The organism is Nonomuraea sp. NPDC003709, assembly GCF_040610775.1.
GTDB classification, from domain to species: Bacteria; Actinomycetota; Actinomycetes; order Streptosporangiales; family Streptosporangiaceae; genus Nonomuraea; species Nonomuraea angiospora_A.
This window is the reverse complement of sequence record NZ_JBEXMW010000060.1, coordinates 1-14,734: the sequence shown is the minus strand read 5'-3', so window position 1 is coordinate 14,734 and position 14,734 is coordinate 1. Positions and strand designations below refer to the sequence as shown.

16 protein-coding genes and 1 pseudogene are annotated in these 14,734 nt (G+C 67.8%); 3 read left to right on the top strand and 14 right to left on the bottom strand.

Going from position 1 to position 14,734, the window contains the following annotated elements:
- Positions 1-587, top strand: a 587-nt coding sequence (locus ABZX61_RS64925; RefSeq protein ID WP_355212997.1) for a HEAT repeat domain-containing protein, incomplete at its 5' end; no start/stop codon positions are given.
- A gap of 375 nt (positions 588-962) precedes the next feature.
- On the opposite strand, the gene ABZX61_RS64920 is transcribed toward ABZX61_RS64925, so the two are convergent.
- The 7 genes from ABZX61_RS64920 to ABZX61_RS64890 all read right to left on the bottom strand — a co-directional run bounded on the left by ABZX61_RS64920 (position 963) and on the right by ABZX61_RS64890 (position 7,242).
- Positions 963-1,586, bottom strand: a complete 624-nt coding sequence (locus ABZX61_RS64920; RefSeq protein ID WP_355212996.1) for a hypothetical protein — start codon at positions 1,584-1,586, stop codon at positions 963-965.
- A 395-nt stretch (positions 1,587-1,981) separates the two neighbouring features.
- Positions 1,982-2,455 (bottom strand): hypothetical protein, encoded by a 474-nt coding sequence (locus ABZX61_RS64915; protein ID WP_355212994.1) that lies wholly within the window; start codon positions 2,453-2,455, stop codon positions 1,982-1,984.
- 386 nt (positions 2,456-2,841) lie between these two features.
- Positions 2,842-3,222 (bottom strand): type II toxin-antitoxin system VapC family toxin, encoded by a 381-nt coding sequence (locus tag ABZX61_RS64910; RefSeq protein WP_355212992.1) that lies wholly within the window; start codon positions 3,220-3,222, stop codon positions 2,842-2,844.
- Between the two features lie 36 nt (positions 3,223-3,258).
- Positions 3,259-3,579, bottom strand: coding sequence for a prevent-host-death protein (locus ABZX61_RS64905; RefSeq protein ID WP_350725299.1), 321 nt, complete (start codon positions 3,577-3,579; stop codon positions 3,259-3,261).
- Between the two features lie 210 nt (positions 3,580-3,789).
- Complete coding sequence (locus tag ABZX61_RS64900) at positions 3,790-4,371, bottom strand: dihydrofolate reductase family protein (protein ID WP_355212990.1); 582 nt, start codon at positions 4,369-4,371, stop codon at positions 3,790-3,792.
- 68 nt (positions 4,372-4,439) lie between these two features.
- Positions 4,440-5,279: a helix-turn-helix domain-containing protein gene (locus ABZX61_RS64895; protein WP_355212988.1), complete on the bottom strand. Its 840-nt coding sequence runs from the start codon at positions 5,277-5,279 to the stop codon at positions 4,440-4,442.
- 667 nt (positions 5,280-5,946) lie between these two features.
- Positions 5,947-7,242 carry an MFS transporter gene (locus tag ABZX61_RS64890; RefSeq protein ID WP_355212987.1) on the bottom strand — a complete coding sequence of 432 codons (1,296 nt, stop codon included), beginning with the start codon at positions 7,240-7,242 and terminating at the stop codon, positions 5,947-5,949.
- Between the two features lie 53 nt (positions 7,243-7,295).
- Here ABZX61_RS64890 and ABZX61_RS64885 point away from each other — a divergent pair, with 53 nt between their 5' ends.
- Positions 7,296-8,168, top strand: coding sequence for a winged helix-turn-helix transcriptional regulator (locus tag ABZX61_RS64885; RefSeq protein WP_355212985.1), 873 nt, complete (start codon positions 7,296-7,298; stop codon positions 8,166-8,168).
- Here ABZX61_RS64885 and ABZX61_RS64880 read toward each other — a convergent pair.
- Positions 8,162-8,356 carry a hypothetical protein gene (locus tag ABZX61_RS64880; RefSeq protein ID WP_355212983.1) on the bottom strand — a complete coding sequence of 65 codons (195 nt, stop codon included), beginning with the start codon at positions 8,354-8,356 and terminating at the stop codon, positions 8,162-8,164. The two genes, ABZX61_RS64885 and ABZX61_RS64880, sit on opposite strands and share 7 nt — an antisense overlap.
- Before the next feature lie 52 nt (positions 8,357-8,408).
- Complete coding sequence (locus tag ABZX61_RS64875) at positions 8,409-9,689, bottom strand: MFS transporter (protein ID WP_355212981.1); 1,281 nt, start codon at positions 9,687-9,689, stop codon at positions 8,409-8,411.
- 57 nt (positions 9,690-9,746) lie between these two features.
- Here ABZX61_RS64875 and ABZX61_RS64870 point away from each other — a divergent pair, with 57 nt between their 5' ends.
- Positions 9,747-10,781, top strand: coding sequence for a DUF5937 family protein (locus tag ABZX61_RS64870; RefSeq protein WP_355212980.1), 1,035 nt, complete (start codon positions 9,747-9,749; stop codon positions 10,779-10,781).
- An 88-nt stretch (positions 10,782-10,869) separates the two neighbouring features.
- Here ABZX61_RS64870 and ABZX61_RS64865 read toward each other — a convergent pair whose 3' ends face one another.
- From ABZX61_RS64865 to ABZX61_RS64845, 5 genes and pseudogenes are all read right to left on the bottom strand, one after another.
- Entirely contained in the window at positions 10,870-11,379 is a 510-nt protein-coding gene (locus tag ABZX61_RS64865; protein WP_355212978.1) for a profilin, read from the bottom strand.
- Positions 11,380-11,680: 301 nt separating this feature from the next.
- Complete coding sequence (locus ABZX61_RS64860) at positions 11,681-12,424, bottom strand: 3-oxoacyl-ACP reductase family protein (RefSeq protein ID WP_355212976.1); 744 nt, start codon at positions 12,422-12,424, stop codon at positions 11,681-11,683.
- A gap of 306 nt (positions 12,425-12,730) precedes the next feature.
- Positions 12,731-13,753, bottom strand: coding sequence for a non-reducing end alpha-L-arabinofuranosidase family hydrolase (locus ABZX61_RS64855; protein ID WP_355212974.1), 1,023 nt, complete (start codon positions 13,751-13,753; stop codon positions 12,731-12,733).
- Between the two features lie 5 nt (positions 13,754-13,758).
- Positions 13,759-14,160, bottom strand: a pseudogene (locus ABZX61_RS64850) (cellulose binding domain-containing protein); the annotation flags it as partial.
- Positions 14,161-14,190: 30 nt separating this feature from the next.
- Positions 14,191-14,734: cellulose binding domain-containing protein (locus ABZX61_RS64845; protein ID WP_355212972.1), on the bottom strand; the 544-nt coding region annotated here is incomplete at its 5' end.

Genomic DNA, 14,734 nt, shown 5'->3' with positions numbered 1-14,734 from the left:
AGGACGGGCACGAGGGTGTCCGCAGCGCGGCCGTTGAGGTGATCGCCTCGGGCTGGCCTGATGACCCGGAGACTCTTGCCTGGCTTCGCGAGCGCGGCGTCGAGGACGGGCACGAGGGTGTCCGCAGCGCGGCCGTTGAGGTGATCGCCTCGGGCTGGCCTGACAACCCGGAGACTCTTGCCTGGCTGCGCGACCGCGCCGTCCGGGACGAACACTGGATCATCCGTCGTGCAGCTGTTAGGGCCGTCGACCAGGGTTGGCGTGATGACCCGGAGACTCTTGCCTGGCTTCGCGAGCGCGCTACCGAGGACACAGACGAGGATGTTCGCAGCGCGGCCGTTGAGGTGATCGCTGAGGGTTGGCGTGATGACCCGGAGACTTTTGCCTGGCTTCGCGAGCGCGGCGTCGAGGACGGGCACGAGGGTGTCCGTCGCGCGGCCGTTGAGGTGATTGCCTCGGGCTGGCCTGATGACCCGGAGACTCTTGCCTGGCTTCGCGAGCGCAGCACCGAGGACAGACACGAAGATGTCCGCAGCGCGGCCGTTAAGGCGATCACAGAAGGCAGTCTTGATCAGCCCAAGGCCTAAATCGGCGTTCGCTGCCAACGCTCTGACGGGAAACTGTCACCCGCTTTTTTCAGACCGTAGGTTAGCGAGATTGACAACCCTTCTTTGGGATCGCCATGAGCAACCTCCTGCCCTGTTCCGTCACTGTTCCGTGGGATGGCCGAGAACAGCGCGAAACGATGAGAGCCAGCCGCAACAGTAACGCCTGGTCAGGCTCTCCTGGTCGACAGGTTTTCGCAGGTGGCCGCGGAGAGCATCGGAGATCATGCAGATCTTCGAGGGCACCAACCAGATCCAGCGCCTGGTGATCAGCCGCCACCTTGCCAAGTGAGCTCCAGACGGTCATCGATGGCCTTGGCGGGCGCGAAGCCATGATCGGGACTGCCACTGCGATGTTCATCTCGGTGGCCGCGGCCGGATGAGGCAGAAAGGTCTTGCTCGTAGACCTTGACCCGCGCGGCGCCGCAACGAAGTGCATCGGAGTCGCACCCGTAGGTCCAGGGATTCACGTCGGCACCGCCCGGCTGCGAGACGGGTGTCACATGGATCCCCGGGAGACCCGATGTCGTAATCCCGGGCGTCCCAGCCGCCTTGCCCCTGCCCTCGGAGCGGGCCCGCCTTGGCCGCGCCGAACTGCCGTTTGATCGAGTCGTCGGAGACCCCGGCCAGGCCGTTGAGCGCGACTGCGATCGCCTGTCCTCTCCCCTTGACCGTTCTGGCCTCCTCGACCATTCGCATGCCCTCCGGCGTGGGACGCCGGAACCGGCCCAGCAATCCGCGCGTGACGAGCCCGCGGCGCAACAGGTCCTCCTCCACCGCGCGCACGCTCTCGTGCTCGGCCAGCGCGGCGAGCGACTCCTTCAGGGTGGCCCGCTGCGCCAGCGCCGCCTCCAGCACGGGATCGCCCGCATCGGCGCCCGCGACCGGATAGAGCCTGCCCGCGTGGGACAACCGCATCCGCCCCTCCAGCAGCAGGGTCGCCAGAGCGACCCTGCGGCGGCCGTCACTGAGATAGGCCAACTCATCACGATCCACAGCGCATCCCCCGTGTGGCTCGGCCGTTTGACCGATCACGCTGATGAGTGCATGTCACGCCTACAAGGGCCGACCATAGGTCACGAGGAGTGTTCGGCCGGGGCATTGGCAGCGGGCGAAGGTGTACGCCGGGTGTGCGCGTCGCGCGAGAGAACAGCCGCCTGAGCGCTGCGCCATGAGCGGGCATCAAGGGCTGTCGCTTAGATCTTGTTGTCAGTGTCGGCACGTCGAGTGGGTGAGGGGCCGAGCTGTCTGATCTGGCTGATGAGGAGTGGCGCGGTTGGATGTCTTGGCTGCTCCCCGTGTGCCGCAGTGTGGCGGTGGCGGGGTAGAACCGGTGGCGGACGCTCCTTGGTCGACCGCGTGATCCCGCTCGGGAGTCAGGCGTCGCGGAGATCGCCTGCTCCGTCCTGCTCGGTCAGGAAATAGACGGAGTGGGAGACAACCTGCCGCGCGGACGTGGGTAGGTCGTCCGGCCCGTAGTAGTCGTTCAGCCGGCGCCAGAACTCTTCTTCCGTAGAGGCTGCGCCGATGATCGGATCATCATCGGTCACCATCTCCCACACCAACATTTCTCTCAGGCCCGGGCCGTCGAGTTCTTCAGAAATGGCCTCGTGAAAGACGTTCGTCAGCCGGGACTCGTGTTCACGGCGGCAGTTACGGGGCAGCAGCCAGCGCTGCCACCAGGTCCGAAGGTGATCGGCTGCGGAATCCGCGAAAGCCTCAGCCGCGTCTTCGGCCGACTGATCGTAGTTCGGGTAGCTTGGTCGATTCACCCGGACCAGCAATTTGTGCTGACATTCTTCGGCGCACGTGTACCGATATAAACGAAACTGCGTGCGCTGGATACCCATGGCCTGATCGTAGTGGGCGTCTTCGAACCCGGGTTCCGAGGGAACCAACTCGCGTTGACCTTGACGGGCATGTCCGGGTCGTCGATATCGGGAATCTCGTCCAGACGAGAGTCGAATCGGCCATCCTCGTGTCGAGCAGCCCCAGCCGGTCGCGAGCTGGGCGGCGATCTCAGCATCGGTCAGCGGCACGGGCGCACACCAGTCGCAGAGCAAGAGACACGGCCAGTACGAGGCCGGACCGTGAAGGACGAACACCGCCCTCTTCCTTCCCGGGACAAGCCGAGCGGGCCGGCCGACGGGAGGACCCGGTCGGCGAAGTGTGCGTCGCGCTCAATCAAGGCTGGTTCAGTGAAGCTTCTTCATCCAGGCCGCAGGGTCAGCCTCCTTCATGCACTGACCCACCGTGGCCGTGTGACCGGGACCACGGCGAGCAGGTGGTCCAGGCCTTTGAAATCCTTGGGATTGCAGGTGTAAAGGGGGAGGCGGTTCGCGATAGCCACGCAGGCGATCATCAGGTCTGCTGTTCGGGGGCGGAGTTTGCGTCCTGAGGCGATGACGGCGGTCCACAACTGGCCGTACTCGCGGGCGGCGGTGTCGTCGAAGGGAAGGGGGTCGAACTCGGCCTCGGCGGTTTGAAGGATCTTCATTCGCTGCGCGAGTTCCTGTGCCCCAGTAGCCACCAGTACGCCGACTGACAGCTCGGCAGTGGTGATGGCGCTGATCATCATCTCGTCGGGCAGTTCGTCAGGGTCGATTCCGGCACGCAATGAGGATGTTGGTGTCGAGGAGCCCTTGAGTGAGAGTCATTCCCCGTCCTCGGCGAACTCGCCTCTGCCGTAGGCGCGATCGTAAGGGTCGTAGAGGTCGTCGTCGACGTGGCGGTTCATGTCCTCGAGGTATTTCTGGTCGTCCAGTCGCGGCATGCCGCGGGACACGGCGGCGAACTCGGCGCGCGAGACGGCCCGGCGCCGACGGCGGATGGGGACCAGGTCGCCGATGTGATGACCGTTGCGTGTGACGGCGTACCGCTCGCCGCGTTCCAGGCCGTCCATGATCTCCGCTGACCGGTTTCGCAGGTCGCGTTGGGAGATCTGATGGGAGTGGTCGGGCTCAGGAGTGCTCACTCGTCAACTCTGTCTCAGCGTGCTATCTGGTGCTACAGGGTGGCACTCTCGGCGTCGTTCGTGACCCTTCACATCGGCGTGATCGGGACCGCTATCGGCGCTGGGATCGGAGGTTCGGTCGCGCTGGCCAGCCCGCCGGCGGTGCGAGTTTCTTTGCGTCACCGAGTTGCCCGGCGCGGTGCTGGTCCAGCTCGGACCCGCTCAGATCGGTCATCGGCGCACCCGATAGCGGAGGTGGAGCACCCGGTTGCCCTGGATCACCACGTCAGGATCCTCCAGCAGGTGCTGTGCGTCGACTGACCCGAAGTAGCGCTTGCCAGATCCGAACACCACGGGCGCGACGTCCATGGCGACCTCGTCGACGAGCCCTGCGGCCAGCACCTGGCCGCCGACGTCGCCGGCGGCGACCTCGACCGTGCGGGCGCCCGCAAGTTCCTGTGCCTTGGCCATGGCGGCCTTGACACCGTCGACGAAGTGGAACGGCGCCTCGGGGTTCCAGCCCTTGGGCATCGGCCGGTGGGACACGACGACCACGTGGTCGATCCCGCCCGGAGGCTTGCCGCCCCAGCCGTCCGTCAGGTCGAAGACGTGGCGGCCGACGATCGTCACTCCGATCTGGTCCCAGTACGGCCGGGTGTAGTCGTAGGACGCCTGCGACACCTTCGCCTCCCCGGTCTCGCCCAAGGGGACGTCACCGCTGGACATCCAGTCGAACAGCGGTCCGACCTGGTCGTTCTCGTCCGCGATGAAGCCGTCCACCGACACCGTGCCGTACATGACCACCTTGCCCATAGGGCTCTCTCCTCCGCTCGGGAAGTGCCCATACTGGCGTATCGGGAGTTGCCGGCTCTTGTAAGAAATCAAACGGCCGGCAGCGGCCCGACGTCGAGCGCATGGCCGGGATGTTCGCGCAGGAACCGCCGCCGGACTTCTACGTACCGGGTCGGCGTAAGCCCCGTGAACGCCCGGAACTCGTGCCCGAAGTGGGCCTGGTCGAAATAGCCGGCACGACCGGCGAGGTCGACCCAGTTGACCGGTCCGGCGGGGTCGATCGCGAGCACGGTGGCGGCGAAGCGGTAGGTGCGGGCGAGCCGCTTCGGCGTGACGCCGATGAGCTCCTTGAACCGCTGTGCCAGATGGGTGCTGCTGACGCCGGCCGCCACGCTCAGGTCGCCGATCGCCACCGCTCCCGTGGCCGCCGCGATGACGCTGCTCGCGTGGCGGACCAGCCGCAGGCCGGCGGTCTCGCTGAGCCGTCGCATGAGCTCGTCCTCGAGCAGCGTCAGCATCTCGTGCGGCCCGGCCGCCGTGGCCAGCCGGTCTCGCAGCTCAGCAATGGCGGGACGGCCCCAGATCTGCTCCACCGTCACCGGCCGGTCGCACAGTTCGGCCGCAGGCATCGGCAGGAATGGCGCCAGCCCCCACGGCTTGAAGTGCACGCCGACTGACCGGGTCCCCGGTGGGTAGCCGAACTCGAAGGCGCGGGTGGGCATGGTGACCACGCAGCCGTCGGCGTACTCGGCCGTCTTGATGTCGGTGCCGGCGCGGATGTGGAACGGCGCCCCGAGGTTGAGGATGAGCACCGCCGACGGCATCGGCGGCAGCGTCAGCCGGGGGTACGGCGGCGCGCCCTCCAGGTAGTAGAGGTCGTCGAGTAGCCCGTCCAGCGGCGGTCGCGGAACTCTGGACACGTACTCCACGCGTCACAGCATCGCCGATGCACGGGCGGGCCGCCAGGTCCTCGTACGCCGTCAGTCGCGGAAACTGCGGCGGGCGCTTCTCCTTGCGCCCGGCCGCGGTCTCCTTGAAATACCGGTCAGCAGCCGGCCCACGCCCTCGCTGGGCATGTGCTGCTCCAGGCTCGCGGCGTCCGTAGGTCGGCTTGTGGCGGACGCGCCGGCGGAAGACGGTGCCGTCGACGGTGATGAGCGGCGAGCCCTTCTTCGGTATCGCCACAGCCGCCTCCAAGCTCCGCTCTTGTTCCGTCGCTGTTCCGTGGGAGCATCGGAACCAGGGAGAAGCGACGTGAGACGCCCGCAAGCGTTTCGCCGGTGACCGGCTCGCGCATCGGAGAACATGCAGATCCAGCGCCTGGTCATCAGCCGCCACCTTGCCAAGTGACCTCTGACCTGCTCAAAACCCCGCCTGCCGGTGCCCAGGGCTCAAATGATCAGGCCGTTGGTGAATCCGCGCAGGTGGGGCAGGTCAGCGGCTCGGCTCGTTGTGATCCAGGTGGTGAGCTTGGTGTCGTTGCCTTCGGCTGGAGTGAGGAGCTCGGCGTAGCTGCGGACGTGGCGGGCTCCTACGGTGAGACTTCCACCCTCGATCCCCTACGTGCTGCCGGCGACGGGTCATCAGCTCCGGAGGCTAGGCCGGTTCGGTGTCGGCGGCGAGCTCCGACGATGCGGCTGGCGGGCCGGTTGAGTCGTCGCGCTGCTGATAGTCGGTGAGATTGCGCAGGTGCCGGATCGGTGACGCCAGCAGGACCAACGGCATGCAGGCGGCCGCGACAACGAAAATCATCAAGGTGACGCGGCCGCTGAGGACCCCGGCAACGGCTCCGGCGATCAACCCGCCGATGGGGATCGCACCCCAGGAGACGAAGCGGACCGTCGCCATCACCCGGGACAGCAGGTCGGGCGGGCTGGCGATCTGCCGGTAGGTGCGGGTGACCACGCTGAACACCACCACGCCGGCGGAGAAGACCACATTGCCGACGGCGAAGGCGACGAAGGCCTGCCAGCCGGTGCCGAGGGGCACGACAAGCGCCCCGGCGAGCGAGACGAATCCGGCGACGATCAGGGCGCGGGCGGTCCCGAGCCTGGCTGTGATGTGGTTCGTCAAAGCCGCGCCGATCAGCGTGCCGACGCCGTCGGCCGCCAGCAGCAGGCCGACGAGGCCGGGCTCGGCGTGCAACTCGCGCACGAGGTACAACGCGTAGAGCGCGTGCTGTGCCCCGCAGACTGTGTTCGCCGCGGTGGCGGCCCACATACACGGCCCCATCACCGGGTGGTGCACGACGAAACGCCAGCCTTCCCGGATCATCGCGCGTACCGGTGGCCACCGCTCGGGGGTCTCTGAGCGGCGTTCGGGCAGGGTCCGCAGCAGCAGGGCTGAGACAAGGTAGCTGGCCGCGTCGACGAGGAGGGTAGGCACAGCCCCGAGCACCTGGACGATGAGACCGCCAACGGATGGTCCGCCGAGCTGAGTTGTGGCCTGGGTGCCGGAGGTCAGGCTGTTACGGGACTGCAACTGCTCCTTGCTCACGATCGACGGCAGGAAGGTCGAGTTGGCGACGTCGAAGATGACGTCCGCGAAGCTGATCACGAGCGCCACGATCACCAACTGGGCGACCGTCAGACAGTCCAGCCACCACGCCAGAGGAATGGAGATGACCGCCGCCGCGCGTGCCAGGTCAGCGCCGACCTGAACCCTTCGCATGGGTAGTCGCTGCACCATCACCCCGGCGGGTAGGCCGATCACGATCCAGGCGACGTAACCGGCAGCGGCGATCAGGCCCATCTGTAACGCGGAGGCGTCGAGCACCGTCAACGCCGTCAGTGGCAACGCCACTGCGCCCATCGCCGAACCGACCGCGCTGGTCGTGCCGGCTGTCCACCACCGCCAGAAGACGCTCGCGCCGCGCGCACTGTCGACTGCCATCTCGACATCTCCCAGGTAAGTTCCAGAATGGAATGCACTATATACTGGGGCATGTGAAGCGTGCTGATCTACCCGACGCCGACTGCGGCATCGCGCAGGCGCTTGGAGTGATCGGTGACTGGTGGACGTTCCTGGTGGTGCGGGACATCGCCGGCGGCACCACCCGCTTCGACGGCCTTCAGCGTGAGCTCGGTGTCAGCCGCCGAGCTCTGGCCGAGCGCCTGGCTGGGCTCGTCGAACACGGGGTGCTGGAGAAGCGGCCCTACTCCGATCGCCCGCCGCGTTACGACTACCTGCTGACCGCGAAGGGCGAGGGCCTGCTGCCGGCGCTCATCGCGCTACAGGATTGGGGTACCAGACATGTGATGGGCGATGGCGCGCTGACCGCGACCAGCGAGGACGGGTCCGCCGAGACCCGCCGGGTGCATGAGCTGGTCGATCGGAAAATGCCAGATGTCGTTCTGGAACGACACGACGGCGAACGGGCCGCGCCCAACGCACCCGGTGTCTGGACGGTGCTCTACTTCTTCCCCGGCGCCTTCGCGCCCGGCGCCCAGGGCCACCCGCCTGGTTGGGCCGACATCCCGGGTGCTCAGGGTTGCACTCTGGAGTCCCTCACCTACGCGTCACGGCATGCCGACTTCGAGGCGGCGGGTGCCGTGATCCGAGGCGTCAGCACCCAGCGACCCGACCAGCTGTCCGCCTTCGTCGCGCACGCGAGGTTGCCCTACCCGCTTCTGTCCGACCAGGACAGCAAGCTCGCGGCCGGGCTGCTGCTGCCGACCTTCCGGGCGGCCGGCGTCGATCGCTTCAAGCGCCTCACCTTGCTGGTCGACCCCAATGCGATCATCCGTGCGGTGCAGTTTCCGATCAGCGACCCGGCCGGCTCGGTGGAAGACATGCTCGCCCTCGTCCGCGCTCAATAACCCGCACCAACCCTGACCGCACCGTCATCGCTGAGCGGCCGTTTCGCTTCTACGACCGCTGCGCCGTCTCCGGCCTGCCCGAACTCGAACGCCTGGCCACCGCCATTGAGACCCGGTTGCCCAAGATCCTGACCTTCCTTCACGACCGGCATCACCAACGCCGGCTCGGAAGGCACCCACCGCGTCATCAAGACCACCCTCCGAGACGCCTGCAGCTTCCGTAATCCCGAGAATCAGCGTCTACGCACCCGATGCGCCACTACCCGACGCGCTTGCGCCGACCATCGAAGAGCCCTCACGTCCCGCTCGATCCCTGGCGGCTGCGTGCCGGGCCACCGCGGCGGCGCCCGTGCCGGCCAGGACGAAGAGGGCGGCCAGGCCGGCCCAGCCCGCGGTGCCGTGTTCGACGGCGGTGGTGGCGAGGATCGGGGAGAACATGGCGGCGATCGCGTAGCCGGTCTGGCTGAGGCCTTGGTAGGCGCCGGCGCTGCGCTGGTCGGCCAGTTCGAAGGCCATGCCCCAGCCACCCGCCTCGCCCAGGATCTCACCCATGGTGTGGGCGAACGCGGCCAGGACGAACAGGACGCAGGCGACGATCATGTTTCCGTAGCCGGCCAGAGCGTACAGACCGCATGCCATCGCGAGCAGCCACGACGCACGCCTGACCGTGCGCCCGGCCTTGCGCACGTCGTCGGTGCCGCGCGAGGCGCGCACCTGGAGTGCGGCCACGACCACGGTGTTGAGGACGAGTAGCGCGGAGACGATGGCGGTGGGCGCGTCGGTGGTGGCCACCCAGAGCGGCATGCCGACGGTCAGCAGGCCGAACTGCGTGGCCACCACGGCGTTGCACGCCACGCTCGCGATGTACGTACGGTCCCTGAGCGGCGAAGGCCCGGCGGACGCGGTGCGCTCCCTGACGGCGGTCATCCTGGCGGCGAGCTCCGGCACCTGGCGCCCGAGCCCGGCCAGCGGCACGGTGGCCGCCAGCAGCAAGATGCCGGCGACGACCACCGCCACACGGTACGCCGACGCGGTGCCGATCAGGAGCGCCGCCGCAGCGGCCACCGTGCCCAGGCCGATGAAGACGTTCGTGACCACGCGCATCCGGGCCCGGACCTCGACCCGCTCCGGGCCGGTGTACCACCGCGCCAGCATCGCCTGCTTCGACGCGGAGCCCACCGAACGCGTGATCACGGCCAGGCAGGCGATCAGGGTGAACACGGCGGCGTCGGAGACGAACGTGTAGGCGAGCAGCGCAACCCCGTTGAGCCCTGTCGCCACCGTCTGGACGTGGTGCGCGCCGACCCGGTCAGCCAGCCACCCTCCCGCGTACGAGGCCAGCACCCCGGTGCCGCCCGCGATGCCCAGCCCGAGACCCACCGTCGTCGCGCTGAGCCCGATGACGAGCGTGAAGTACAGCGTGCTGACGGTGTAGAAGACGCCGCTGGAGAGCGCGAACGCCATCGTGCTGACGGTCAGTGAGCGGGCGACGCGGTCCTGAGGGAAGAAGGTCTGGATCACGGGGGCCTTTATCCCTTAATAGGGCCTTTGTCGCCAATTGATGTAGCGTATGGCTTCATGGCGGGGCTGATCGAGTACGAGCTCGCGGGGATGGACGTGGCCGACGTCCGCTTCGCCATCTCGCCGCTCAACGAGCTCACGTTGTCGTTGCGCACGTTCCGCGACCCTGGCCGCTATCCCGTGCACCTGCCCTGGCTGCGCCGCACGGAGCAGGCCCGATCCACACTGGACGTGCCCCTGCTGCAAGCGCTCACCAACGACGACATGTGGACGCCGGACTACCTGTCACCCCGCCCCCATGCCCCGCTCACCCGCATCGACGACGAACTCGCCACGGTCGCCCGCGTGCCCGTGGACCGGGTGATCGACGACCTGCGCGCCATCCACCCCCGGCTCCCCGAGCCGCTGCGCGGTGACCCGTCGGCCCGCATCCTGGACGCACTGCGGGACTACTGGCGCACCTGCTTCGCACCCTGGTGGCCCAGGATGCGCGCGGTCCTGCAGGCCGACGTGGTCCACCGCGGCCAGGTCATCTCGGCCCACGGCCTGGCCGCGATGTTCGCCGACCTCAGCGAGCGCGTTCAGCTGAAGGACGGCGTCGTATCCATGCGGCTGATCAGCGACGCCCGCTACCGGCGCTCCACCAGCGGCGAGGGCCTCACCCTGGTCCCGACCCTCTTCAGCCGGGCCGCTACCGTCCCCATCTCCCCGTCCGAGCCCCCTTTGATCATGTACGGCACTCGGGGCGTCGGCACGCTCTGGCAAGCGGAGCCCCGTCACTCCCCAGGGGTGCTCACCGACCTTCTGGGCGCCACCCGGGCAGGGCTGCTCACCATGCTTGAGACCCCCGCCTCGTCGACCGAACTCTCCGGCCGCCTGGGCGTCACCCCCTCGGCCGTCAACCAGCACCTCCGCACCCTCCGCGCCGCCGGCCTCCTCGCCAGCGCCCGCCACGGTCGTTCGGTCCTCTATCTACGCTCGGAACTCGGCGACGCCCTCGTCGCCGGATCAGGACTTCGGCCCGTCGATGTCGACCGCACAGCGGAGGACGCTGCCCACCCCGGTCCCGGTCGGTTCGGCCAGGAGACCTGAGACGGCGGCCGACTTGGGGAGCCCCTACGCCGGTGAGACGTCAACCCCCGCATCATGTGGGCGTGAACGCGGAGGGGCCCTAAAGCAGTCAGTTACGCCGGGTGCCAACTAGATCGGCCAAAATTTCGATGTACGTGTAATCGTCGTCCGACGTGTCCGCGTTGAACAGCGCGATGATGAGGCCCTGCTCGACCAGGGCACAGCCAATGCCGTCACTGTCACTTTCGTCCAGGCCTCTGACCACGAACTGTGGGACGGTATATGTCAACAGGTTCTCGCCTTCCGACAACTCGTACGGGACGCCTTCAAAGTAGAGATAGTTGTCGTTCCACAGGAGGGTGACGTCATTGACCGCGCTGACGATCGCTTGAAACTCCTCGGGCTGGACACTGAAATCATCGGGACTGACGGCCCAGAGTTGGCCGTCCAGCCCGTAGACAGCTATTTTGGTGTACCCGGCGAGCTGCACCGCCTGTTCCAGCGCGGTTTGCAAGTCGCTTTTCGACACGTTCAATCCCTCCCGTGTGGCCCTGCTGGATACGGGACCGGTCGCGGTGGCCACCACCTGCTCGTTGCTCGCGAGGATCCTCTTCGCCATCGTCGATCAACATGAGCCCCTGATCAAGGGGTGCTCCCTTTGGCCATGCCCCCATCGCCTCCGCCCGACGGGGTATGGACGACCCCGGAGCCTCCGGCGGAGGGCTCGGGCTCCGGGACGAGGTCTTCGACGTGTGATGGCTTGGTGCTCTTCGCCTGGCGCTTGGCGAAGGCCGGCGTGACGTGCAGGGCGGTGGATGTGCTCGTAACGGATCTGGTCGATGATGTGCGAAGGCCGCCGGGAGGATGGCGGGTTCCCGACGGCCTTTCGCTCTTGTGTTTCCTCGCGGATCGGCAAGGAGTCAGGCGGTGACGCCGCCGTCCACTGCTATGGAGGCGCCCGTGATGTATCGGCCTCCCTCGCCGGCCAGGTGCGCGACGGTCGCGGCGATGTCCGCGGGCTCCCCGTAGTGCCCGAGGGCGGTGTAGGCGCTCTGAGCGTCGGCGCCCGGCCCGTCGGCGGGGTTCATGTCGGTGTCGATCGGGCCGGGATGGATGACGTTGGCGGTGATGCCCCTCGGACCGAGGTCGCGTGCGAGGCCCTTGGTCAGTCCGGTGAGGGCGGTCTTGCTCAATGCGTACAGGGTGATGCCGGGGAAAGGCGTGCGGCCGGACAGGCAGCTGCCGATGTTGATGATCCGTCCGCCTTCGGTCATGTGCGCTGCCGCGATCTGAGCGGCGATGAACGGCGCACGCACGTTGATGGCGAGGACTCGGTCGAAGTCCTCCGGACGCACGTCCTGCAGCGGCCCGAAGGGGAACACTCCGGCGTTGTTGACCAGGACGTCCAACCGGCCGAACTCGCCGGCCGCCCGCTGAACGGCGTCCGTGACCGCCCCGGGGTCACCGGCGTCTGCCTGGAGGGCCATGGCCCGGCGTCCCATCGCCTTCACCTGCTCCACCACGGCGCGGGCCTGGTCGGTGCCGTGCTGGCAGGTCACCGCCACATCCGCCCCGTCAGCGGCGAGCCGGAGCGCGATCGCCTTGCCGATGCCGCGGCTGCCGCCGGTCACCAGCGCTGCCTTGCCGTCCAGAACTGCCGACATATCGGACTCCCATCGTGAGCGAGATTTCAGGAGCGAGGGGCGGTTCACCGTCCCTGATGCGCCCCTTGAACCCCGTGCTGCCTCCCCTGGTTGCACCGGGACGCCGCGACCCCTGGAACTACATGCTTGCGATGGGTGTGTGGTTGGGCCGACTGCGCGACTCCACGACCGATGAGGGCGAGTGAAGGTCGCATGGGCGGTGCGCCAGGAAGCCGGCGGGCGGGCCTTCCGGTTGGTGACGGGGGCTGGGATGACCACCGTTGCCAACCGGAAGGCCGCTCTCAGGGACAGATCCGTGTCACCTCATCAGTGCTGCAGTGTCAGCAGGCCCGGCCGGTAGGGCAGGAGGCCGTAGTCGCCGCCGGAGTTGGGGTTGCGTCCTTGGTAGAGCAACTGCAGGTTGCAGGGATCAACGGTCATGGTCTGATCGGGGTTGCTGCGGACCAGATCGCCGTGGCTGATGTCGTTGGTCCAGGTGGCGCCGCTGTTGGCCTTGCCGGCGAAGGGGTTGCTCTCGGTCGCGGCCTGCGGTGTCCACGAGCCGTCCAGGCTGGTGGCGGTGAACGAGCGGAAGTAGCGGCCCTGCGAGCCGATCGCCTCGACGAGCATGAGGTATTTGTTCTGGCCCTGGAGCTTGTAGACCTGAACGGCTTCGAACAGGTTGTTCGTCGTGTCGCTCATGATCACCGTCGAGGTCGAGCCGAAACTGCCCGGGAAGTTCCCGATGGGCATGCTGGCCCGGTAGATCTTGCCGTTGTCCCCGGCGAAGAACAGGTACATGTTCGTGCTGTCACCGATGAGTGTCTGGTCGATGGGGCCTGTTCCGGAGCCGGAGATGCTTCCGGAGAAGAGCACCTGCTGCGATGACCAGCCGTTCGGATTGGTGGGGTCGCTGGAGGTCCGGTAGGAGAAGGCGGTCCCGCCCCACTGGTAGGCGAGCACCCAGATGTTCTTCGGGGCGAAGTAGAAGAGCGTGGGCGCGACAGTGGAGGAGGACATCGTGTTCTGGCTGGCCGAGGCCATGTCGGACCAGTTGGTGAAGAGGCCGAAGTTCATCGAACCCCACGCCGTTCCCGTGTTGTGCGTCGTCCCGTAGACGAGATGTCTGCCGTTGTAGACGACGGTGGTGAAGTCCTTGAGCGAGACCCACCCCGACTTCGGGTTCGCCAGCGCGCCGGTCGATGTCCAGCGGTACGTCGACGGAAGAGTGCACGTGCCGGTCGGTGTGGGGGTAGGGGTCGGTGTGGGAGTGGGCGTGGGGTGCCGGGGTCGCCGCAGGTCACGCCGTTCAGGGCGAACGACGTGGGCACCGGGTTGCTGCCGGTCCACGAGCCGTTGAACCCGAAGTTGGCGCTGCCGCCGGAGGGGATGGAGGCGTTGTAGGAGACGTTGGTGGCGGTCACCGACGAGCCGGACTGGGTCTGGGTGGCGTTCCAGATCTGGGTGATCTGCTGGCCGGCGCCGAAGGACCAGGTCAGCCGCCAGCCGTTGACCGCGTCACCGAGGTTGTTGATGGTGACAGTGGCGTTGAAGCCCCCTGACCAGCTCGAACTGATGGCGTAGTCGACCCGGCAGGCGACGGCGGCCTGGGCGGGCTGCACGGTCAGCAGGCCCGCTCCGGCGAGCAGGACTGCGACGGCGCCGATCACGAGGCCGCGGTGAGAGGCCCGCCGGGGCGGCGCCGCGGTCGTGACGGCGGAGGGGCGCGGTGACCGCGCTCGCCAGGGCAGTCGCATCTGTATTCTCCTCATCATGTCCGGCCGCCGTCAGGGGCTGGTGCAGGTGGCGGTCGGGGTGGCCGCGGTGCCGTTCGCGGTGAACCCGAAGGTCGTGGAACCGCCGGCGGCGATGGAGCCGTTGTAGGTGGCGTTGCGTACGGTGACGCTGGAGCCGGACACGCTCTGCTGGCCGTTCCACAGGCTGCTGATGCTCTGCCCGCCGGGCCAGGTCCACTGCACGGTCCAGCCGCTGATCGCCGTGTTGCCCGCCTGGACGGTCACCGTCGACTGGAAGCCACCCGACCAGCTGTTGGTCGTCGTGATGGTCGCCGCGCACGCGCCCGGGACCGGTGTCGGAGTCGGAGTGGGGGTGGGTGTCGGGGTCGGCGTGGGTGTGGGGGTGGGGCCGGGGTTGGCGGCGTTCAGGGCGTTGAGGACGGCGTCGTAGGCGGGCTTCTTGTTGCCGCCGCTGAACAGCAGCGGGGTGTCACCCGAGCGCCAGGAGTCCTGGTCGCGCACCCCCCACACCGTGATGCCGGCGCAACGGGCCACCGCCAGGCAGTCGTTGGTCACGGCGGCGTAGGTCTGCGCG

Bases quoted from the DNA above. Each gene is read 5' to 3' on its own strand.
- ABZX61_RS64915 (WP_355212994.1), bottom strand. From the start codon at position 2,455: ATGGGTATCCAGCGCACGCAGTTTCGTTTATATCGGTACACGTGCGCC.
- ABZX61_RS64865 (WP_355212978.1), bottom strand. From the start codon at position 11,379: ATGGCGAAGAGGATCCTCGCGAGCAACGAGCAGGTGGTGGCCACCGCG.
- ABZX61_RS64870 (WP_355212980.1), top strand. From the start codon at position 9,747: ATGGCGGGGCTGATCGAGTACGAGCTCGCGGGGATGGACGTGGCCGAC.
- ABZX61_RS64890 (WP_355212987.1), bottom strand. From the start codon at position 7,242: ATGGCAGTCGACAGTGCGCGCGGCGCGAGCGTCTTCTGGCGGTGGTGG.
- ABZX61_RS64900 (WP_355212990.1), bottom strand. From the start codon at position 4,371: ATGGGCAAGGTGGTCATGTACGGCACGGTGTCGGTGGACGGCTTCATC.
- ABZX61_RS64880 (WP_355212983.1), bottom strand. From the start codon at position 8,356: ATGACGCGGTGGGTGCCTTCCGAGCCGGCGTTGGTGATGCCGGTCGTG.
- ABZX61_RS64860 (WP_355212976.1), bottom strand. From the start codon at position 12,424: ATGTCGGCAGTTCTGGACGGCAAGGCAGCGCTGGTGACCGGCGGCAGC.